The organism is Bradyrhizobium sp. HKCCYLRH3097, from assembly GCF_051167875.1.
Lineage (GTDB): Bacteria > Pseudomonadota > Alphaproteobacteria > Rhizobiales > Xanthobacteraceae > Bradyrhizobium.
Genome location: NZ_JBNPTX010000008.1, coordinates 25,326 through 45,729, shown reverse-complemented (window position 1 = coordinate 45,729; position 20,404 = coordinate 25,326). Strand labels below are relative to the sequence as shown.

Below are 20,404 nucleotides of genomic sequence, written 5' to 3'. Positions count from 1 at the left end.
ACAGACGGAGGCCGCATGGCCGTTTTGGTTAGCATCCGGATGGGCATGGAGATGTGACGCTTCTCACGCCCGGAAACTGGGCCCACTCAAACCGGCAGGTATTGGCGCAGCAGCGGCAGGAAGAAGATCGCGACGGTGATCAGGAACCCGATCGCCCACAGGATCGAGCGCAGCGACGGCCGGTTGCCCACGTAGGTCAGCACATAGGCGGTGCGCACGATCACGAACAGCACCGACAGCTCGTTGATCAGGTTCTGCGGCGCGCCGCGGAACTCGGCCAGCAGCACCGCCGCGGCAAAGAACGGGAACGCCTCGATGCCGTTCTGATGGGCGCCCAGCGCCCGCTCGCGGATGCCGCCGGCGTAGAAGGCGGGATCTCGCGGCCGGGCGTTGTCATAGCGCCCGCCACCGTCGACGCTGATCCATTTCGCCGGCACGATCGTTAAGAGATAGAGCATTACGCTGGCGAAAATGCACAATTCGGCAATCGTCATGGCTCCTCCAGCCCGATGACAACAGTGAAATGGCCCTTATCTTGACAATGTCGAAACAAGCCGCCAAGCCACGCCCTTCAGCAGTCACGGGCATCATGACCGCCGCCATCTCTCTGGACAATGCCAGGCCTGTCGACGTCAGGCCGTTGCCGGCCGCGAGCACGTCCCGCGTCGGCGTGCTGCTGGTCAATCTCGGGACGCCGGATACGGCCGACGCCGCCGGCGTGCGGGTGTATCTGAAGGAGTTCCTGTCCGACCGCCGTGTCATCGAGGACCAGGGCCTGTTGTGGAAGATCATCCTCAACGGGATCATCCTCAATGTCCGGCCGCGCAAGAAGGCGAAAGACTACCAGTCGATCTGGAACACCGAGAAGAACGAATCGCCACTGAAGACGATCACCCGCGCGCAGAGCGAGAAGCTGGCCGCGAGCCTGGCCGATCGCAGCCACGTCATCGTCGACTGGGCGATGCGCTACGGCAATCCGTCGATCAAGGCTGGCGTCGATGGTCTCATGGCCCAGGGCTGCGACCGCATCCTCGTGGTGCCGCTCTATCCGCAATATTCAGCCGCGACCTCGGCGACCGTGTGCGACGAGGCGTTCCGCGTGCTGACCGAGCTGCGCGCGCAGCCGACGCTGCGGGTGACGCCGCCTTATTACACCGACGACTTCTACATCGAGGCGCTGGCGGTCTCGATCGAGGATCATCTGAAGACGCTGGCGTATAAGCCCGAGCTGATCGTGGCCTCGTTCCACGGCATGCCCAAGGAATATGTCGACAAGGGCGATCCCTATCGCGAGCAGTGCGTCGCCACCACCGAGCTCCTGCGCAAGCGGCTCGGCATGGACGACACCAAGCTGCTGCTGACTTTCCAGTCGCGCTTCGGCTTCTCGGAGTGGCTGCAGCCCTATACCGACAAGACCATCGAGAAGCTCGCCAAGGACGGCGTCAAGCGCATCGCCGTGGTGATGCCGGGCTTTGCCGCCGACTGCCTGGAGACGCTGGAGGAGATCTCCGGCGAGAATTGCGAGATCTTCAAACACAATGGCGGCGAGGAGTTCTCCGCCGTGCCGTGCCTGAACGACAGCGCGCCCGGCATGGAGGTGCTGCGGCAGCTCGTGCTGCGCGAGCTGCAGGGCTGGTTGTAAACGGCTGGCTCTGAGCCGTCGGCGGTATTGCCGGCCCGCTAGGTGACCCGCCCGCCGGCGCAAGGCGGACGGCCGTCCGCCCGTCGAAAATACTTTCCTGAACCGCGCCTAGCGGACCCCCGACCAAATCATGCAGTAATCCCTAGATTGTGATGGCTGCAGAGGCTGGTGAGGGGACGATCGTCTCCTCCCTAGGAGGATCCATGAGCGGTTTCGACATTTTCGCCATAGCGCTGGTGCTGCTGGTCATCTTCACGCTGTATTCCGGCGTGAAGACCGTGCCACAGGGGTTCGACTGGACCGTCGAACGGTTCGGCAAATACACCCGCACCTTGTCGCCGGGCCTCAACATCATCGTGCCCTTCTTCGATCGCATCGGGCGCAAGATCAACATGATGGAGCAGGTGATCGACATCCCCGAGCAGGAGGTCATCACCAAGGACAACGCCACCGTGACGGTCGACGGCGTCGCCTTCTACCAGGTATTCGACGCCGCCAAGGCGAGCTACGAGGTGTCGAACCTCAACCAGGCGATCGTCACGCTGACCATGACCAACATCCGCTCGGTGATGGGCGCGATGGATCTCGACCAGGTGCTGTCGCATCGCGACGAGATCAACGAGCGGCTGCTGCGCGTCGTCGACGCCGCGGTGTCGCCATGGGGCCTCAAGGTCAACCGCATCGAGATCAAGGACATCGTGCCGCCAGCCGATCTGGTCGAGGCGATGGGCCGGCAGATGAAGGCCGAGCGCGTCAAGCGCGCCGACATCCTGCAGGCCGAGGGCCAGCGGCAGTCGGAGATCCTGCGCGCGGAAGGCGCCAAGCAGAGCCAGATCCTGCAGGCCGAGGGCCGCCGCGAATCGGCCTTTCTCGATGCCCAGGCGCGCGAGCGCGCCGCGGAGGCCGAGGCCAAGGCGACGCAGATGGTGTCGGACGCGATCTCCAAGGGCGACGTCGCCGCGCTCAACTACTTCATCGCCGACAAGTACATCAAGGCGTTCGGCCAGCTCGCCGACTCGCCGAACCAGAAGGTGATCATGCTGCCGCTGGAGGCAACGGGCATGCTGGCCTCGCTCGCCGGCATCGGCGAGATCGCCAAGGCGACGTTCGGCGAGAGCGCGGCTTCGGCCGTGGCAGCCGCGCGCCGCGGCGGCTCGGTGCCGTCAGCGGGGACGGCGCCGAAACCGCCGACGCCGCCGCAGGCTTGACGCAGGGGAGGACACTGATGAGCGACATGTTCGTGACGCTCGGCACCTGGAACTGGCTGATCTTCGGCATCATCCTGATGGCGTTGGAGCTGCTCGCGCCGGGCATCTTCCTGTTCTGGCTGGGCCTCGCGGCGCTGCTGGTCGGGCTGCTGTCGTTTGCGTTTGCGCCGGGGTGGCAACTGCAGATCCTGCTGTTCGCGCTGTTCGCGCTCGCCGCCGTGCCGCTGTGGCGGCGCCTCGCGCGGGCGAGCGCGGCGCCGTCGCAGGACAATCCGTTCCTCAACCGCCGCTCGGCGGCCCTGGTCGGTCGCGAGTTCACCCTGGAGAAGCCGATCGTCGGTGGCAACGGCACCGTGCGTATCGACGACACGGTGTGGCGCGTGGCGGGCCCGGACACGCCGGCCGGCAGCCGCGTCCGCATCGTGCAGGCGAACGGCGCGCAGCTCACGGTGGCCGCCGCGTAGTCCTGCGGGCGAGTTGACCGCTTTGAGCGACAGCCCCACCGCGTCATTGCGAGCGCAGCGAAGCAATCCAGAGTCGTTTCCAAAACCCTGGATTGCTTCGTCGCTGCGCTCCTCGCAATGACGGGGCGAGAGCTGGGTTCAATTCTGCAGCCTCACGCCGAGCATCACCACCGTGCCGGAAGAACCGGCGCCGGTGATGTTCGAATCCAGCTTGTCGTAGCGCAGCGTGCCCTTGACCCAGACGTTCCGCGACATCTTGTAGACGAGGTTGCCTTCGGCCGAATAGGTGCGGTCGCTGCGGCCGTAGCCCTGATAGTCGAGCGTGCCGAAGCTGAACTTGCCGATGCCGGTCAGCCAGCGGCGGAAATCGTGGTCGACCTGCACCGTGTAGGTGCGTACCAGCACGCCGGAGGCGCCGGCCACCGTGGTTTCTGCGAGCTGCGTGTCGGAGAGAAACCGCGCGGTGGTCAGCGGCGTCGCCGACCACACCAGCGAGGCCGTGGTGAGGAAGCCCTGCAGCCGGTTGAGCCGCGGGTCGACATAGCTGCGCGTGGCATAGCCCATCGAGACCTCGCCGGTCAGGAGCCGGGTGAACTCGAACGAGGTGCCGGCCTTGGCGTAGCCGCCCGACGAGTCGCGCTGATAGCCCGAACGATCGACCCGCTGGTCGTGCACGCGGCTGTCGCCCTGGATCTCGGCGAACGGCTTCAGGCCGGGCATGACCTCGTAGGACACCCGGCCGATGCCGCCGAACTGGTTGTAGTTGCGGTCGTCGTTCGACGTCATCGTGCCGTCGGTCAGCTTGCTCTGCTGATAGCTGGTGCGATCGGCGGTGGCGCCCGCCGAAATCTGCAGCCGGTTGAAGCGCTGGTCGATGCCGACGGTGGTGCCGAGCGTGGTGTAGACCGGATAGCGCGCCAATCCGGCCTGCACGCTGGGACTGCCGGGATTGTCGGTCGCGGCACGCAGCCGGAGCTGGGCGCCGACCGAGGTGTCGCGGCTGACGTCGAGGCGGCCGTCGACATGGCCGGTGAAGTCGGGGCGGTCGAGCGTGGTCGGTGCCGAGTTGATGCCGCCATCCATGATCGCGGGCAGGGTGCTGCCATAGCCGGTGAAGGAGCCCCGGAGGTCGGCGACGAGGGCGTGACGCTCCCAGTTCGACACCGCCAGGAATTCCGGCGCGATCACCCAGGCCGGCATGCCGCGCGGCTTGGCGAGGCGGGCCGGGTTGCTGTCATAGCCGGCCGAGAGCTCCACCGCGCCCTTGATCAGGAACGGCCCGGCGTAGTCGCCGACCGCGCCGAACGGGTCGTCGTCGATTCTGAGGCGCTTGCGCGGCGGCTGGCCGGGCACGGTGCCGGCCATGGCAGGCGGGAGCGGCTGCCGGTTGGCGGAGGCCGAGGGCGGCAGGGTCGGGCGCAACTGGCCGGTGAGCTCGCCGGACGGCCGCGTGCCGGGGCCCGGCGCCGGCTTGGGCCGCGCCTGGGCGGGATAGTATCTCGGCTTCTTACGCGTGCGATTCAGCGAATCATAGCCGACATCGGATGCGCCGCTGGCCGCGGGTACACCGGGCAGGGGGACCAGATTTCGTCGTGCGGCCGAGCTGGTCGGCGCAGGCGTCGCGGGCAGCCCTGGCGTCGGGACGGCATCGGTCAGGCCGCTGACCACGGTCCGCCGCAACGGGGAGTCCTGCGGAGCCAGGAAGCCGTCGCGCACCGGCCGGAACACGTCGATGGTCTGGGGGTGGGCCGCATCGGGGCCGAGCGCGCCGAGCAGCAGGCATGCGGCGGAGGCGCCGCGCCACACCGCGCGCCTTCGCGCGCGCCTCGCGCGGCCGCTGTCAGGCCTCCACCCCACGATGAAAATACTCCAACAAAATCAATTGCGTCGTCGGGACACCCGCGCCGCCCGGCAAACCGCGTCGTTAAGGGAGTAAAAACAAATATGGTTAATGGGCTGTTGATGGCGCCTTGCTGCCTTACCCATGCTAAAGAGCGGCGCCTGACTGTTCAGCCTTGGAAGTCCGCATGCCGAGATCGAAGCCGTTGCCCGACACCGCTCCCGCCAACGCAGATATCCAGTCGGCACTGCGCACGCTCGATGCCGGCAGCAACGGCATTGCCGCGATCTCCGCGGCGCTGTCGGGACCTCTGGGAGCGGCCTTCGCCGCCGCCGTCGAACTGATCCGCGAGGCGAAGGGCCGGGCGATCCTCACCGGTCTCGGCAAGTCCGGCCACGTCGCCCGCAAGATGGCCGCCACGCTCGCCTCGACCGGCACGCCCGCGTTCTTCGTGCATTCCGCCGAGGCCGGCCATGGCGATCTCGGCATGATCACCTCCGACGACGTCGTCATCGCGCTGTCCTGGTCCGGCGAGCAGCCGGAGATGAAGACGCTGGTCAACTATACCAAGCGCTTCGCCATCCCGCTGATCGCGGTCACCTCGAATGCGCAATCGTCGCTGGGGCAGGCGGCGCGCATCGTGCTGGAGCTGCCGAAGGCGCGCGAGGCCTGCCCGCACAATCTGGCGCCGACCACCTCGACCCTGATGCAGGCCGCGATCGGCGATGCGCTCGCGATCGCTCTGCTCGAAGGCCGCGGCTTCACCGCGCTGGAGTTCGCCAATTTCCATCCGGGCGGCAAGCTCGGCGCCATGCTCAAGCACATCTCGGACCTGATGCGCTCGGGCGACGCGGTGCCGCTGAAGCCGCTCGGCACCGGAATGCCGGATGCGCTGGCCGAGATGTCGGCCAAGGGGCTCGGCTGCGTGGTCATCGTCGATGCTCGTGGTCACGTCGCCGGCATCATCACCGACGGCGACCTCCGCCGGAAGATGCGCGCCGATCTCTTGTCCGCCTCGGTCGACGAGATCATGACCGCGAACCCGCGCACCGTGCGCCGCGAGGCGCTGGCCTCCGAGGCGCTGGAGATCCTGAACTCCGCCAAGATCACGACGCTCATCGTGACGGATGGCTTGAAGCCAGTCGGCATCCTGCACATGCACGATCTGTTGCGGGCCGGGGTGGCCTAGCTCGAAGCGTCGTTTGCGGGCGCCCGGCTGCCGCGCGCTTGGGAAAACCGGTCAGCCTGCGTTGAATCGTGCCGCATCGGCCTCCAGCGGCAGCTGCAGTGCGTTCGCGACATACGACACGGTGCGATAGAAGCCGCACAGCAGGATGATTTCCAGCACCTGATCCTCATCATGATGCAGGCGGAGGCGGGCGAATTCGTCGTCGCTCAAGGTCGACCGTTGGTGCAAGGCATCGACCGCAGCGATCAGGGCCTGTTCGGGGGCCGACCAGCACGCCGCGTCGGCTGGTGCATTCACGGTGGCGTCGATCTGTTGCGCCGTCAGGCCGGCGTCTGAGCCGAAGATGCGGACGTGCACGCCCCATTCGTACTCGCACGCATTCAGCGCGCAGGTCCGATCGATGACGATCTCGCGCTGACGCAGGGACAGCGGGCCGCGGTCGAGCAGGCTGCCGCCGCGAAATTTGGTCCAGGCGCGCGCATGGCCGGCCATCACCCGGAACAGCATCAAGGGCGGCGCCCCGCGCATGATCTGGTCGAATTGCGCCTGGATGTCGGCCGGGTAGGGCGGCTGCAGCGGGGCGATCCGGGGCATGGCGGTTCCTCCTGTGCGGTGCTACATTTACTGTAGCAGCATGCTACGCTTTCCGTAGCGCTTGGCAAGCTGTTGGAGAGTTTTCGTGCCGAAAGACGTTCAACCGCGCCGGGTGCGCGGCTCGCGCTCGGGCCGGCCGGTCATGGCGCTGCTCGATCTGTTGGGCCGGCGCTGGTGCCTGCGCATCGTCTGGGAGCTGCGCGACGACGCCCTGACCTCCCGGGCGCTGCGCGCGGCCTGCGACGAGGCCTCGCCGACCGTGTTGCAGGCGCGGCTGGACGAGCTGCGCGAGGCGGGCTTCATCGTGCTGGGCGACAGCGGCTACGAGCTGACGCCATTGGGGCGCGAGCTGTTGGAGACCTTCCTGCCGCTGCATCGCTTTGCCGAGCGCTGGAGCCGGCAGACGGGATGAGCCGAGCTTGGGCACGTGCGCGGTCCCGTTCTGGCCGGGCACGGCGGCGTCGTGCTATGGGCTCGTCCGAGACAGGGAGCAGAGCCGATGCCGGGCGCATTCGATCTGGATAAATATCTCGTGCGCATCGGCTATCGCGGGCCGCTGGCGCCGACGCTCGAGACGCTGGCCGGATTGCAGGCCGCCCATGTCGATGCGATCGCCTTCGAAGGCATCGATCCGCTGCTCGGCCGGCCCGTGAACATCGATCTCGCCTCGGTCCAGGCCAAGATCGTCGACGGCCGCCGCGGCGGCTATTGCTTCGAGCAGAATGCGCTGCTGAAAGCGGCGCTGGAGGCGATCGGCTTTGCGGTGACGCCGCTCTCGGCGCGGGTGCGGTGGCGGCTCGATGCCGATGCGCCGCTGACGCCGCGCACGCACATGATGCTGAAGGTGGACCTGCCGGAGGGGCCTCATCTCGCCGATGTCGGTTTCGGCTCCTGCCTGCTCGATACGCCGCTGCAGATGGTTGCCGACATCGAGCAGCCGACCGCGATGGGTACGTTCCGTCTGACGCTGTCTGATGGGCTGTATTGGCTCGCGGCGAAGCAGCCGGCCGGCTGGCGCACGATGTATGTGTTTGATCTGGTGCCGCAGATTCATGCCGACTATGTCCTCGGCAACTGGTTCACCTCGACCAGCCCGTTGACGCCGTTCACCTCGATGCTGATCCTGGAGCGGTTGACGCGTGAGGCGCGCTACAAGCTGGTCAATCGCCGCCTGGTCATCGAAGCGCGCTATGGCGAGGTGAGGAGCGAACAGATCATCGAGACGCCCGAGACGCTGCGCGGCGTCATCGAGGAGGTGTTCGGGCTCACGCTGCCGGTGCCCGTCGATGTGATCTGGAAGCGCATCGAGAGCTGACGGGAAAGCGTTGCGATGGCCGGTGAGCTTCAGCTGGATTCCTATCTCGCCCGCATCGACTATCGCGGGCCGCTCGCGCCCGACCTGTCGACGCTCGCAGCGCTGCAGGCCGCGCATGTCGACGCGCTGCCGTTCGAGGCGCTCGATCCGCTGATGGGCCGTCCCGTCCATGTCGACCTGCCGTCCGTGCAACAGAAGCTCGTGCTCGGTCGCCGCGGCGGCTACTGCTTCGAGCAGAACGTGCTGTTCCGGGCGGCGCTTGAGGCGATCGGCTTCAAGACCACCGGCCTGACCGGCCGGGTGCGCTGGCGCTCGGCGCCATCAGATCCGCTCGGGCCGCGCCAGCACATGATGCTGCTGGTCGAGGTCGATGGCCGCCCGCATCTCGTCGATGTCGGCTTCGGCATCTGCATGATGGATGCGCCCATTCGCCTCGAGCTCGGACCCGAGCAGCAGACGCCGATGGGAACGTTCCGCGTCGGCACGTGGGACGGGCTCTATACGGTCAGCGCGAAGCAGCCGACGGGCTGGCGCATGATGTATGCGTTCGACCTCGCGCCGCAGATCCATGCCGATTATGTGCTCGGCAGCTGGTACACCTCGACCAGCCCGAACGTGCCGGCCACGCATACGCTGATGATGGAGCGTGTCGAGCCCGGCATACGTCACAAGCTGGTCACCCGCCGCTATCAGCGGCAGGCGCGCGATGGCGAAGTCGTCGAGGAGCGTGTGATCGAGAGCGCCGCCGAACTCGGCCGCGTCATCGACGAGATATTCCGGGTGACGCCGCCGGTGCCGGTCGAAGACATCTGGGCAAGGACCAAGGCCTGATCACTCTCCGATGACGCGAGTCAAAACGCGTATTCGCGTGATCAGCGCGGACATGATCACGCGCGAACTGCATTTGAATGGAATGCCGGCGCGGCCATTGTGCTTATCTTAAGAGTCGCAGCTTTAGGTTGCGGGAACCAAGGGGGCTCGCGGCGTCCTGCCGTCGAACAGTGGGGACCGTCCACATGGCTGACATCGTGATGCTCGCGGTGCGCGCAATCCTCGAAGGCACGTCCGCTGCCGAGCCGGGCCGCTGTCGCTGCACGCGGCCTCATCCCGCTTGACATCGGAGCCGCGCGACGCGCGGCTCATCCGAGCTGGCCCGATGGCCAGGACGGGTGGGGGCTTCACGGTGACACGTCGACCCTGACGCTTCGACGCTCATCCGATCGATCATGGACCGTCGACCTGACCTGCCACTTCAGGCCGTGCGGAGATTCATGTCGAGGAAGCCCCCACCCCTTTTTGTTTCACGTTCTGCTGACTGGACGCGATCTTGATCCAACAGTCGGTGCAAGGCCCGTCCAGTTAGCGAAACAGGGTGTTCACGCCACGGCTCAGCGCGGCAGCTCGGTCTTGCCCATCAGGAACTTGTCGACGGCCTGGGCGCACAGGCGGCCCTCGCGGATCGCCCACACCACCAGGGACTGGCCGCGGCGCATGTCGCCGGCGGAGAAGACCTTCGGCAGCGAGGTCTGGTAGTCCGTCAGGTTGGCCTTGACGTTGCCGCGCGGGTCGAGATCGACGCCGAGGTTCTTGAGCAGGCCCTCATGCACCGGATGGACGAAGCCCATCGCCAGCAGCACCAGATCGGCCGCGAGCACGAACTCGGTGCCGGGAATCGGCTTGAACTGCGCGTCGACGCGGACGCAATGCAGCTTCTTGACCGCGCCGTTCTCGCCTTCGAACTTCTGGGTCAGCACCGCGAACTCGCGCGCCGCGCCTTCGGCCTGGCTCGACGACGTCCGCATCTTCAGCGGCCAGTTCGGCCAGGTCAGCGCCTTGTTCTCACGCTCCGGCGGCGCCGGCATGATCTCGAGCTGGGTCACCGACAGCGCGCCCTGGCGCAGCGAGGTGCCGATGCAGTCGCTGCCGGTGTCGCCGCCGCCGATCACGACGACATGCTTGCCGCCGGCCAGGATGTCGGTCGCGTTCACGGGCTCGTTGCCGACTCGGCGGTTCTGCTGCGGTAGGAAGTCCATCGCGTAATGGATACCGGTGAGATCGCGGCCGGGAATCGGCAGGTCGCGCGGGGCTTCCGCGCCGCCGGTCAGCGCCACCGCGTCGTAATCCTTCAGCAGCGACGTCGCATCGAGGCCGTCCTTGCCGCCGACATTGACGCCATAGTGGAAGGTAACGCCCTCGCCTTCCATCTGGGTGATGCGGCGGTCGATGATGCCCTTCTCCATTTTGAAGTCGGGAATGCCATAGCGCAGCAGGCCGCCGGCCTTGGCGTGCTTCTCAAAGACATGGACGTCGTGACCGGCGCGCGCCAGTTGCTGGGCGCAGGCCATGCCGGCGGGGCCGGCGCCGACGACCGCAATCTTCTTGCCGGTTTTCACAGCGGCCGGCTCCGGCTTCAGCCAGCCGTTCTCCCAGGCCTTGTCGACGATGGCGCATTCGATCGTCTTGATGGTCACCGGATTGTCGTCGATGTTCAGCGTGCACGACGCCTCGCACGGGGCCGGGCAGATGCGGCCCGTGAACTCGGGGAAGTTGTTGGTCGAGTGCAGATTTCGCGACGCCTCTTCCCAATTGCCGTTGTAGACGAGGTCGTTCCAGTCCGGGATCTGGTTGTTGACTGGACAGCCGGTGGTGCCCGGCGCGGCCGAGCCGGTGCCGTGGCAATAGGGAATGCCGCAATTCATGCAGCGCGCCGCCTGGTCGCGCAGCTCCTTCTCGGAGAGCGGCACCACGAACTCGTTGAAGTTCTTCAGACGCTCGGCAACCGGCGCGTACTTGCGATCGTGCCGCTCGATTTCGAGAAAACCTGTGACCTTGCCCATGACCTACGACGTCCCTTGTCATCGTTTCCGTCATTCCGGGACGGCGCGTTAGCGCCGGACCCGGAATCTCGAAGTTGTGGGGCGAGATTCCGGGTTCGCGCTTCGCGCGCCCCGGAATGACGCCGTCTCTCATTCGCTCCGTCATTGCGAGGAGTGTCAGCGACGAAGCAATCCAGACTTTCTCCTGGGCCCTGGATTGCTTCCGCCTACGCCCCAAGGGGCTTCGGCGGACAAGTCGCTGCGCTCGCAATGACGCCTTGGTTGTGGCCTGCGCCTCAGGCCCCGATCGCGATCTTGGGCTCGGCGTCGGCGTTGGCGGCGAGCTCCTTCAGGGCACGGCGGTATTCGACCGGCATCACCTTGCGGAACTTCGGCGCGAAGTCCTTCCAGTTCGCCAGGATGTCGGCGGCGCGCTTGGAGCCGGTCGCCTTGGCGTGGCGCGAGATCAGCACGTGCAGCCGCTCGACGTCGGACGCCAGCAGGTTCTTGAACACGTCGACCCGGCCATGCGCCTCGAGATCGCCCATCTGGTGATAGGTGTCCTCTGCGATCATCTCCTCGGACAGTACCGGTTCGAGCTCGACCATCGCCATGTTGCAGTGCTTGTCGAAGTCGCCGGCCTCGTCGAGCACATAGGCGACGCCGCCCGACATGCCGGCCGCGAAGTTGCGCCCGGTCTTGCCGAGCACGACGACGATGCCGCCGGTCATGTATTCGCAGCAATGATCGCCCGCGCCCTCGACCACGGCGACCGCGCCCGAGTTACGCACCGCGAAGCGCTCGCCGGCGATGCCGCGGAAGAAGCACTCGCCGGAGATCGCGCCGTACATCACGGTGTTGCCGACGATGATCGATTCCTCGGGCACGATGCCGGAGTTGCGCGGCGGCTTGACGATGATGCGGCCGCCCGACAGGCCCTTGCCGACGTAGTCGTTGCCTTCGCCTTCGAGCTCGAAGGTGACGCCGTTGGCGAGCCAAGCACCGAAGGCCTGACCGGCGGTGCCCTTCAGGCTGACATGGATGGTGTCCTGCGGCAGGCCGGCATGGCCGTAGATCTTGGCCACCGCGCCCGAGAGCATCGCGCCCGCCGAACGGTCGGTGTTGTTGATCTCGGCCTCGATCTTGACCGGCGCGCCACGGTCGAGCGCGGGCTTGGCCTGCTCGATCAGCTTGCGGTCGAGCACGGCCTCGAGGTGATGGTCCTGCGCCTCGGCGTGATGGATCTTCTGGCCCGGCGCCTCCTTCTGCTTGACGAACAGCTTGGAGAAGTCGAGGCCCTTGGCTTTCCAATGCGCCACCAGGCGGGACTGGTCGAGCATCTGGGTCTGGCCGACCATCTCGTTGAACGAGCGGTAGCCGAGGCTCGCCATGATCTCGCGGACTTCCTCGGCGACGAAGAAGAAGAAGTTGATCACGTGCTCGGGCTGGCCGGTGAAGCGCTTGCGCAGCACCGGGTCCTGGGTGGCGACGCCGACCGGGCAGGTGTTGAGATGGCACTTGCGCATCATGATGCAGCCGGCGGCGATCAAGGGGGCGGTGGCGAAGCCGAATTCGTCGGCGCCGAGCAGGGCGCCGATGACGACGTCACGACCGGTGCGGAAGCCGCCGTCGACCTGGACCACGATGCGGCTGCGCAGCCGCTCGCGCACCAGCGTCTGGTGCGTTTCGGCAAGGCCGATCTCCCACGGCGAGCCCGCATGCTTGATCGAGGTGAGGGGAGAGGCACCGGTGCCGCCCTCGAAGCCCGCGATCGTGACATGGTCGGCGCGCGCCTTGGCAACGCCGGCGGCAACCGTGCCGACGCCGACTTCGGAGACGAGCTTGACCGAGACCTGGCCGTCGGGATTGACGTTCTTCAGGTCGTAGATCAGCTGCGCGAGATCCTCGATCGAGTAGATGTCGTGGTGCGGCGGCGGCGAGATCAGGCCGACACCCGGCGTCGAGTGACGCACCTTGGCGATGGTGGCGTCGACCTTGTGGCCGGGCAACTGGCCGCCTTCGCCGGGCTTGGCACCCTGCGCCATCTTGATCTGCATCATGTCGGAGTTGACGAGATATTCCGTCGTCACGCCGAACCGGCCCGAGGCGACCTGCTTGATCGCCGAGCGCATGGAATCGCCGTTGGGCAGCGGCTTGAAGCGGTCGGCTTCCTCGCCGCCCTCGCCGGTGTTCGACTTGCCGCCGATCCGGTTCATGGCGATCGCGAGCGTGGTGTGCGCCTCGCGCGAGATCGAGCCGAACGACATAGCACCCGTGGCGAAGCGCTTGACGATCTCCTTGGCCGGCTCGACCTCGTCGAGCGGGACCGGCTTGCGCTTGTCGTCCTCGGCCGACTTGATCCGGAACAGACCGCGCAGGGTCAGAAGCCGCTCGGACTGCTCGTTGAGCAGCCTGGCGAACGCCTGGTAGCGCTCCCTGGAATTGCCGCGCACGGCATGCTGGAGCGTCGCGACCGATTCCGCGGTCCAGGCATGGTCCTCGCCACGGGTGCGGAAGGCGTATTCGCCGCCGACGTCGAGCGCGGTCTTGTAGACCAGCGCGTCGCCGAACGCGTCGCGGTGGCGGCGCGTCGTCTCCTCGGCGATCTCGGCGAGGCCGACGCCTTCGATGCGGGTGTGGGTGCCGTAGAAGAACTTCTGCACGAACTCGGCCTTCAGGCCGACCGCGTCGAAGATCTGCGCGCCGCAATAGGACTGGTAGGTCGAGATGCCCATCTTCGACATGACCTTGAGCAGGCCCTTGCCGATCGACTTGATGTAGCGCTTGACGACCTCGTAGTCGCTCAGCGCGCCCGGCAGCTTGTCCTTGAGCGCGATGATGGTCTCGAAGGCGAGATAAGGATTGATCGCCTCTGCGCCGTAGCCGGCCAGGCAGGCGAAATGATGCACCTCGCGCGGCTCGCCCGACTCCACCACGAGACCCACCGACGTGCGCAGGCCGGTGCGGATCAGGTGATGATGCACGGCGGCGCAGGCGAGCAGCGACGGGATCGGAATCCGGTCGGCCGAGACCATGCGGTCGGACAGGATGATGATGTTGACGCCCTCGCGCACCGCGGCTTCGGCGCGGCCGCAGAGATCGTCGAGCACCTGCTCGAAGCCGGCCGCGCCCAGGCTCGCATCGAAGGTGGTGTCGAGCGTGCGCGAGACGAAGTGGCTGTCGGACACTTGCGAGATCGAGCGGATCTTCTCGAGGTCCGCATCGGTCAGGATCGGCTGATGCACCTCGAGCCGCTTGGTCGAAGCGACGCCTTCGAGGTCGAACAGGTTCGGCCGCGGACCGATGATCGAGACCAGGCTCATCACCAGCTCCTCGCGGATCGGGTCGATCGGCGGGTTGGTGACCTGGGCGAAGTTCTGCTTGAAGTAGGTGAAGAGCAGCTTCGGCTTGTCCGACAGCGCCGAGATCGGCGTGTCGTTGCCCATCGAGCCCGTGGCCTCCTCGCCGGTCGCCGCCATCGGCGTCATCAGGATCGCGATGTCTTCCTGGCTGTAGCCGAACGCCTGCTGCCGGTCCAACAGCGGCAGGTTGGTGCGCGCGCCCGTGGTCGGCGCATCCGGCAGCTTCTCGACCTGGATCTGTGTGCGCGCGAGCCACTCGGTGTAGGGATGGCTGGCGGCGAGCTGCGCCTTGATCTCGTCGTCCGGGATCAGGCGACCCTCCTCGAGATCGACGAGCAGCATCTTGCCCGGCTGCAGCCGCCATTTGGTGACGATCTGCTCCTCCGGAATCTTCAAGACGCCCATTTCGGACGCCATCACGATGCGGTCGTCCTTGGTGACGAGATAGCGCGCCGGCCGCAGGCCGTTGCGGTCGAGCGTGGCGCCGATCTGGCGGCCGTCGGTGAAGGCGATCGCGGCCGGGCCGTCCCACGGCTCCATCAGCGCGGCGTGATATTCGTAGAACGAGCGGCGCTCCTCGCTCATCAGCGGATTGCCGGCCCAGGCTTCCGGGATCATCATCATGACTGCGTGCGGCAGCGAGTAGCCGCCCTGCACCAGGAACTCCAGCGCGTTGTCGAAGCAGGCGGTGTCGGACTGGCCTTCATAGGAGATCGGCCAGAGCCGGCTGATGTCCTTGCCGAACAGCTCCGAAGACACCGACGCCTGCCGCGCCGCCATCCAGTTGACGTTGCCGCGCAGCGTGTTGATCTCGCCGTTGTGCGCGATCATCCGGTACGGGTGAGCCAGCGACCAGGTCGGGAAGGTGTTGGTCGAGAAGCGCTGATGCACCAGCGCCAGCGCGCTCTCGAAGTCCGGCTCGTGCAGGTCGGCGTAGTACTTGCCGAGCTGGTCGGCCAGGAACATGCCCTTGTAGATCACGGTCCGGCACGACATCGAGCACGGGTAATAGCCCGACATGCCGCGGTCGCGGCGCTGGTAGATCGCCTGCGAGATCGACTTGCGCAGGATGTAGAGCTTGCGCTCGAACTCGTCCTCGGTCTTGGCGGCGCCGTTGCGGCCGATGAACACCTGCATGCTGCGCGGCTCGGTCGGCTTGACGGTCACGCCCAGCGAGGAGTTGTCGGTCGGCACGTCGCGCCAGCCGAGCAGCACCAGGCCTTCGTCCTCGATCTGGTCGGCGATGATGCTCTTGATGACGTTCCGCCACGCTTCGTCGCGCGGCATGAACAGCGCGCCGATGGCGTATTCGCCCGGAGCCGGCAGCGTGAAGCCGAGCTCCTTCGCCTTGCGCGAGAAGAAGGCGTGCGGGATCTGCACCAGGATGCCGGCGCCGTCGCCGAAGCGCGGGTCGGCGCCGACGGCGCCGCGGTGCTCCAGATTGCAGAGGATGCTGAGCGCGTCCGCGACGATCTGATGCGACTTCTGGCCCTTGATGTTGGCGATGAAGCCGACGCCGCAGGAATCCTTCTCCTGGCTCGGGTCGTACAGACCTTCGGCTTCAGGACGCCACGTATGCAGCTCGCGGGTGATTTCGGCCGGTTTCTCATGCGAATCCACAGCCAGCACCGCGCCGCCCAAAATTCCGTGCTCGACCTTCGATCCGCTCATATCCGTCCCCATAAATTATTGGTCAGGGCCTTCACCACAGTCCGGTACAGTCCGTCCGGCGCACCCCGGGCGCTGCGCGGGCCCCTCTCCGGAGCCAACGCTCGTCCTTCTCAGCGAGCCGCATTTGCAGAATTCAGGCCAGTGTCCGGGGGACCATGTCCCCGCTGGACGACCGCGGCCTGTTCATGTCGCAGCGCCCTCAGGCGCCGTAACATCATTGCAAAGTCTCGGTCACCTTTGCAACGAAATTTTAGACAGCATTTCTGTCCTAAACCGCAAGATGCCAAACTTTAACCTATCACACAAGCACTGCGGAGTCCTGAGGTCCGGGCGCCGCACACGCTCATTCCCCGGCAAATCTTCCGCTTCTGCCACTGACCGATCGATCCGGCCGGGCCGGCGATCACGCGCCGCGCTCGATTTTGAAACCTAACGCCCCGATCCCGCCCTCTCGCCGACCCAGGACCGCCGGAATCACGGCAGAACTTCCGCGGCACTTGAGAAGAAGCGAACAGCTTCACGTGCGGGGGCATGCAGGAGCTTTGAGCCATGAAGTTGCTAGTTGGAGTCGTCTCGGCCGCGTTGATCGCGCCGTTTGCCGCGCAGGCCGAGCCGTTGCCGCCGCAGGGCGTCCGTGCGCCCTACACGGTGGTCTCCGATTTCGATACGCCTTATTCGGACCTGCCGCCGCCGGCCGTCGTGCCCGCACCGACGCCGCGTTACGGCTATCGGCCGGGCCCTGACTACGGCTACCGCGACGAGCGCTATGTGCCGCCGGCGCCGGTCTACCGTCAGGACGGTTACCAGCAGGAGTATGGCTATGCACCGGCGTTCCTGCCGGTGCATGAGGTCTATGCGATTCTGCGCGACAACGGTTTCTCGCCGCTCGGCGCACCGCGCCAGCGCGGCAATGTCTGGGTCGTGGCGGTGCTCGATCGCCAGGGCGAGGACGGCAAGCTCGTGGTCGATGCGCGCTCCGGCCGCATCCTCCGCTTCGTGCCGGCGTTCCAATGGGGCGAGGAGTACGAGCGGATGCGCTATGAGCCGAGCCCGCGCGGCGGCCTCGACCGCCTGCCGCCGCCGAGCGTGATCCGGGCCGATCCGCGCCTGGTGCCGCCGATGCCGGCTGCGCCGCGCGTTGCCACCGCGGTGCCGGTCCAGCCGAAGGTGCCGACGCCTGCCGCACGGCCGAGTGCTCCGGCGCCGCAGACCGCCGCGCTCAATCCGAAGCCGGCCGAGGCGGTCAAGCCGGTCGCGCCCGGCCCCGCGGACATCAAGCCGGCCGAGGCCAAGGCTTCAGAAGCCAAGCCTTCAGAAGCCAAGCCTTCAGAAGCCAAGCCTTCAGAAGCAAAGGCTTCAGAAGCCAAGGCTTCAGACGCAAAGGCTTCAGACGCAAAACCCTCTGAGCCGAAGCCGGTGCAATCGGCCGCGGCCGCGCCGCAGACGACCGGCTCCGTCGCAGCGCCCACGGCGAAGCCCGTGCCCCAGATCCTGCCGACGGCAAAGATGCCGGCTGTACAGGGTTTGGAATAGAGGCAGTCAGACGGTCTGCCCGGCCGCTTGCCACCACCAAAGCTGTCATCGCCCGGCTCGACCGGGCGATAACGTAACCCCGGCATCTCGGTCATTCACGACTGCCACGGCGACCTGGATGCCCGCTTTCGCGGGCACGACAGGTCGTTTGGAGCAGCCGATGAGATCCCAGCGCGATCGGTCGCACTACTCGTGCTGACCGGCGGCCTTCAGGATCAGATCAGCGATCTCCTTCGGATGCGACACCAGCGACAGGTGCCCGGCGTCCAGCTCGATCGTGGTCGCCTTCATGCGGTGGGCCAGGAAGCGCTCGAAATCCGGATCGATCGTCTTGTCCTGCTTCGACACCGCATAGAATGACGGCTTGTCGTGCCACGCCGCCTGGGTGGTGCGGTTGCCGAAGATCGTCGCCGCGGTCGGCCATTGCACCGCATAGAGTTCCTTCGCCGTCGTCGCATCGACACCATTGGCGAAGTCCTTCAGGAAGGCGTCCTCGTTGAGCTTGGTCTCGCCGTCGTGGTCGACGATGCCGGCGCGTGCCGGCGGTGTTGGATATTGCCCGGCGAGCTTGACGAAATCCTCGCCCGCATCGGGGGCCCGGGCCGCGACATAGACCAGCGCGCTGACCTTCGGATCGGTGCCGACCTCGCTCACGACCGTGCCACCCCAGGAATGGCCGACCAGCACGGCCGGCCCATCCTGCTCGGCCAGGGCGCGGCGGGTGGCGGCCGCGGAATCCGCGAGCGAGGTCAGCGGATTCTGCACGGCCGTGACCTTGAGGCCGGCCGCCTGCAGATAGGGGATGACCTTGGCCCAGCTCGAGCCATCGGCCCAGGCGCCGTGCACCAGCACGACGTTGTGGACCTTGGGCGGCTGCGCGGGCTCGGCGAGGGCGGGGCCTGCGGAGATCAGCAGCGCGGCGGCGCAGGTGAGGGTGCGAAGAAGGTCCATGTCACGGCTCCAAGCCCGGTTGACGAGGCGATCATTGGCGTCTTCGCGAGCTGAGAGCTGGCCGTTGCCAGTGGTCACGATCGTTTGACTGCACTGCAGCGAGACATGAAAAAACGCCCCGGTTGCCCGGGGCGCTCCTATTCCAGAATGAGGATGTGCTGTTAGGCGGCGGCCTTCTCGGCCGAGCCTTCGATCACCGGCTGCTCGGCGGCCTGCGCGCCGGTCGAGATCGGAATCGAGCGGGGCTTCTTCGCTTCCGGAATCTCGCGTACGAGGTCGACGTGGAGCAGGCCGTTTTCGAGGCTGGCGTTCTTCACCACCACGTGGTCGGCGAGCTGGAACGAGCGCTCGAAGGCCCGGGCGGCGATGCCGCGATACAGCACCTCGGCCTTTTTGCCGTTCTCGTTGGCGGCCTTCTCGCCCTTGATCGTCAGCGTGTTTTCCTTCGCGACGAGGGAGAGCTCATCCTTGCCAAAGCCGGAGACGGCGACGGTGATGCGGTAAGCGTTCTCACCGGTGCGCTCGATGTTGTAGGGCGGATAGCCGGGGGTGGGCTCGGCGGTGGCCTGGTCGAGCAGCGAGAACAGACGGTCGAAACCGACGGTGGAACGATAGAAGGGGGTGAGGTCGTAGGTACGCATGGTCAAAGTCCTCCATTGAGCGACTGTTGGCTAACCCGCCCGCCATCGGGCCGGGCTGTCGTGCAGCCTGACGCGGCCTGCACGATCTCGATATGGGCCGGACGTTTCGACCTTCAAGGGCGCCCGAGACCTGCTCTTTTTGCCGTTCCACCCCTTGATTCCCGCTGCCTTTCACCTATTCGATGGGCGCCTCATGACGCTCGTCTCGATTCCCGCCAATCCCGTTCCCGAAAACGTCACTGCCGGCACCATCAAGACCCCTGATGGCGCCGAGCTGCGCTTTGCGCGCTGGGCGCCGCCGGCCGGGCGCAAGGGCACGGTGTGCGTGTTCACCGGCCGCAGCGAGATGATCGAGAAGTATTTCGAGACGGTGCGCGATCTGCGCGATCGCGGCTTTGCGGTCGCCATCATCGACTGGCGCGGCCAGGGCCATTCGTCGCGGCGCCTGCGCGATTCCCGCAAGGGCTATGTGCGCTCGTTCTCCGACTACGAGACCGACGTGGAGACCTTCGTCACGCAAGTCGTGCTGCCGGATTGTCCGCCGCCTTATTTCGCGCTGGCGCATTCGATGGGCGGCACGGTGCTGCTGCGGCTCGCGCATGCCGGCAAGCGCTGGTTCGATCGCGTCGTGCTGTCGGCGCCGATGATCGACCTTCCGGACAGCCGCACCGCGCTGCCGGCGCGGCTGTTGCTGCGGGCGATGCGCATCGCCGGACAGGGCGGCCGCTACGTGCCGGGCGGCAACGACGAGATCAGCGGGCTGGCGCCGTTCGTCAACAATCCTCTGACCTCCGATCCGGTCCGCTATGCCCGCAACGCCGCGATCCTCGAAGAGGATCCGACGCTCGGCATCGCCTCGCCCACGGTCGCCTGGGCCGACGCGGCGTTCTCGGCGATGATGACCTTCCGCGGCATGACCTATCCCTCCCAGATCCGCCAGCCGATCCTGATGCTGGCGGCCTCCAGCGACACCGTGGTGTCGACGGCTGCGATCGAGGAGTTCGCCTATCATCTGCGCGCCGGCTCGCATCTCGTCATCGCCGGTGCCAAGCACGAGATCCTGCAGGAGCAGGACCGCTACCGCTCGCAGTTCTGGGCCGCGTTCGACGCCTTCGTGCCGGGCACGCCGCTGTTCGGGTGAGCGTGCTGCTGGACACTCCTGGGGACGGCGAGCTAGC

16 protein-coding genes are annotated in these 20,404 nt (G+C 66.6%); 9 read left to right on the top strand and 7 right to left on the bottom strand.

The window, feature by feature from the left end; translation table 11 throughout:
• Positions 1-86: 86 nt before the first annotated feature.
• The gene (locus ACQR0U_RS20095; RefSeq protein ID WP_315716545.1) at positions 87-494 is read right to left on the bottom strand and encodes an MAPEG family protein; all 408 of its coding nucleotides are present in this window, start codon (positions 492-494) and stop codon (positions 87-89) included.
• Between the two features lie 95 nt (positions 495-589).
• Here ACQR0U_RS20095 and hemH point away from each other — a divergent pair, with 95 nt between their 5' ends.
• From hemH to ACQR0U_RS20080, 3 genes are all read left to right on the top strand, one after another.
• Entirely contained in the window at positions 590-1,642 is a 1,053-nt protein-coding gene (hemH, locus tag ACQR0U_RS20090) for a ferrochelatase (protein ID WP_434841649.1), read from the top strand.
• Between the two features lie 203 nt (positions 1,643-1,845).
• Positions 1,846-2,850, top strand: a complete 1,005-nt coding sequence (locus tag ACQR0U_RS20085) for an SPFH domain-containing protein (RefSeq protein ID WP_315716547.1) — start codon at positions 1,846-1,848, stop codon at positions 2,848-2,850.
• Between the two features lie 17 nt (positions 2,851-2,867).
• Positions 2,868-3,314 (top strand): NfeD family protein, encoded by a 447-nt coding sequence (locus tag ACQR0U_RS20080; protein ID WP_434872224.1) that lies wholly within the window; start codon positions 2,868-2,870, stop codon positions 3,312-3,314.
• Between the two features lie 138 nt (positions 3,315-3,452).
• Here ACQR0U_RS20080 and ACQR0U_RS20075 read toward each other — a convergent pair whose 3' ends face one another.
• Positions 3,453-5,171, bottom strand: coding sequence for an outer membrane beta-barrel protein (locus ACQR0U_RS20075; RefSeq protein ID WP_316193590.1), 1,719 nt, complete (start codon positions 5,169-5,171; stop codon positions 3,453-3,455).
• Positions 5,172-5,341: 170 nt separating this feature from the next.
• Between ACQR0U_RS20075 and ACQR0U_RS20070 the strand changes: the two genes are divergently transcribed.
• Positions 5,342-6,343 (top strand): KpsF/GutQ family sugar-phosphate isomerase, encoded by a 1,002-nt coding sequence (locus ACQR0U_RS20070; RefSeq protein ID WP_315753666.1) that lies wholly within the window; start codon positions 5,342-5,344, stop codon positions 6,341-6,343.
• Between the two features lie 51 nt (positions 6,344-6,394).
• On the opposite strand, the gene ACQR0U_RS20065 is transcribed toward ACQR0U_RS20070, so the two are convergent.
• Positions 6,395-6,937, bottom strand: a complete 543-nt coding sequence (locus ACQR0U_RS20065; RefSeq protein ID WP_315769287.1) for a carboxymuconolactone decarboxylase family protein — start codon at positions 6,935-6,937, stop codon at positions 6,395-6,397.
• 142 nt (positions 6,938-7,079) lie between these two features.
• Between ACQR0U_RS20065 and ACQR0U_RS20060 the strand changes: the two genes are divergently transcribed.
• From ACQR0U_RS20060 to ACQR0U_RS20050, 3 genes are all read left to right on the top strand, one after another.
• A complete protein-coding gene (locus ACQR0U_RS20060; protein WP_315716709.1) occupies positions 7,080-7,349 on the top strand; it encodes a winged helix-turn-helix transcriptional regulator in 270 nt (89 codons plus the stop codon).
• An 87-nt stretch (positions 7,350-7,436) separates the two neighbouring features.
• Positions 7,437-8,252 (top strand): arylamine N-acetyltransferase family protein, encoded by an 816-nt coding sequence (locus tag ACQR0U_RS20055; RefSeq protein ID WP_434872223.1) that lies wholly within the window; start codon positions 7,437-7,439, stop codon positions 8,250-8,252.
• Positions 8,253-8,267: 15 nt separating this feature from the next.
• Positions 8,268-9,083, top strand: coding sequence for an arylamine N-acetyltransferase family protein (locus ACQR0U_RS20050; protein ID WP_434872222.1), 816 nt, complete (start codon positions 8,268-8,270; stop codon positions 9,081-9,083).
• A gap of 557 nt (positions 9,084-9,640) precedes the next feature.
• On the opposite strand, the gene ACQR0U_RS20045 is transcribed toward ACQR0U_RS20050, so the two are convergent.
• Both ACQR0U_RS20045 and gltB read right to left on the bottom strand, forming a co-directional pair.
• Complete coding sequence (locus ACQR0U_RS20045; protein ID WP_434872221.1) at positions 9,641-11,089, bottom strand: glutamate synthase subunit beta; 1,449 nt, start codon at positions 11,087-11,089, stop codon at positions 9,641-9,643.
• Positions 11,090-11,364: 275 nt separating this feature from the next.
• The gene (gene gltB / locus ACQR0U_RS20040; protein ID WP_316186091.1) at positions 11,365-16,101 is read right to left on the bottom strand and encodes a glutamate synthase large subunit; all 4,737 of its coding nucleotides are present in this window, start codon (positions 16,099-16,101) and stop codon (positions 11,365-11,367) included.
• A 549-nt stretch (positions 16,102-16,650) separates the two neighbouring features.
• On the opposite strand from gltB, the gene ACQR0U_RS20035 reads away from it, so the two are divergent.
• Entirely contained in the window at positions 16,651-17,634 is a 984-nt protein-coding gene (locus ACQR0U_RS20035) for a hypothetical protein (RefSeq protein ID WP_434843605.1), read from the top strand.
• 186 nt (positions 17,635-17,820) lie between these two features.
• Here the strand turns inward: ACQR0U_RS20035 and ACQR0U_RS20030 are convergent, their stop codons facing one another.
• Together ACQR0U_RS20030 and ACQR0U_RS20025 are read right to left on the bottom strand one after the other, a co-directional pair.
• Positions 17,821-18,585: an alpha/beta fold hydrolase gene (locus ACQR0U_RS20030; protein WP_316226917.1), complete on the bottom strand. Its 765-nt coding sequence runs from the start codon at positions 18,583-18,585 to the stop codon at positions 17,821-17,823.
• A gap of 161 nt (positions 18,586-18,746) precedes the next feature.
• The gene (locus ACQR0U_RS20025; RefSeq protein ID WP_315716558.1) at positions 18,747-19,226 is read right to left on the bottom strand and encodes an Hsp20 family protein; all 480 of its coding nucleotides are present in this window, start codon (positions 19,224-19,226) and stop codon (positions 18,747-18,749) included.
• Between the two features lie 193 nt (positions 19,227-19,419).
• Between ACQR0U_RS20025 and ACQR0U_RS20020 the strand changes: the two genes are divergently transcribed.
• The gene (locus tag ACQR0U_RS20020; RefSeq protein WP_315769296.1) at positions 19,420-20,367 is read left to right on the top strand and encodes an alpha/beta hydrolase; all 948 of its coding nucleotides are present in this window, start codon (positions 19,420-19,422) and stop codon (positions 20,365-20,367) included.
• Positions 20,368-20,404: the final 37 nt, after the last annotated feature.

Bases quoted from the DNA above. Each gene is read 5' to 3' on its own strand.
- ACQR0U_RS20035 (WP_434843605.1), top strand. From the start codon at position 16,651: ATGAAGTTGCTAGTTGGAGTCGTCTCGGCCGCGTTGATCGCGCCGTTT.
- ACQR0U_RS20050 (WP_434872222.1), top strand. From the start codon at position 8,268: ATGGCCGGTGAGCTTCAGCTGGATTCCTATCTCGCCCGCATCGACTAT.
- ACQR0U_RS20080 (WP_434872224.1), top strand. From the start codon at position 2,868: ATGAGCGACATGTTCGTGACGCTCGGCACCTGGAACTGGCTGATCTTC.
- ACQR0U_RS20030 (WP_316226917.1), bottom strand. From the start codon at position 18,585: ATGGACCTTCTTCGCACCCTCACCTGCGCCGCCGCGCTGCTGATCTCC.
- hemH (WP_434841649.1), top strand. From the start codon at position 590: ATGACCGCCGCCATCTCTCTGGACAATGCCAGGCCTGTCGACGTCAGG.
- ACQR0U_RS20085 (WP_315716547.1), top strand. From the start codon at position 1,846: ATGAGCGGTTTCGACATTTTCGCCATAGCGCTGGTGCTGCTGGTCATC.
- ACQR0U_RS20025 (WP_315716558.1), bottom strand. From the start codon at position 19,226: ATGCGTACCTACGACCTCACCCCCTTCTATCGTTCCACCGTCGGTTTC.
- ACQR0U_RS20095 (WP_315716545.1), bottom strand. From the start codon at position 494: ATGACGATTGCCGAATTGTGCATTTTCGCCAGCGTAATGCTCTATCTC.
- ACQR0U_RS20060 (WP_315716709.1), top strand. From the start codon at position 7,080: ATGGCGCTGCTCGATCTGTTGGGCCGGCGCTGGTGCCTGCGCATCGTC.
- ACQR0U_RS20045 (WP_434872221.1), bottom strand. From the start codon at position 11,089: ATGGGCAAGGTCACAGGTTTTCTCGAAATCGAGCGGCACGATCGCAAG.
- ACQR0U_RS20020 (WP_315769296.1), top strand. From the start codon at position 19,420: ATGACGCTCGTCTCGATTCCCGCCAATCCCGTTCCCGAAAACGTCACT.
- gltB (WP_316186091.1), bottom strand. From the start codon at position 16,101: ATGAGCGGATCGAAGGTCGAGCACGGAATTTTGGGCGGCGCGGTGCTG.
- ACQR0U_RS20065 (WP_315769287.1), bottom strand. From the start codon at position 6,937: ATGCCCCGGATCGCCCCGCTGCAGCCGCCCTACCCGGCCGACATCCAG.
- ACQR0U_RS20070 (WP_315753666.1), top strand. From the start codon at position 5,342: ATGCCGAGATCGAAGCCGTTGCCCGACACCGCTCCCGCCAACGCAGAT.
- ACQR0U_RS20055 (WP_434872223.1), top strand. From the start codon at position 7,437: ATGCCGGGCGCATTCGATCTGGATAAATATCTCGTGCGCATCGGCTAT.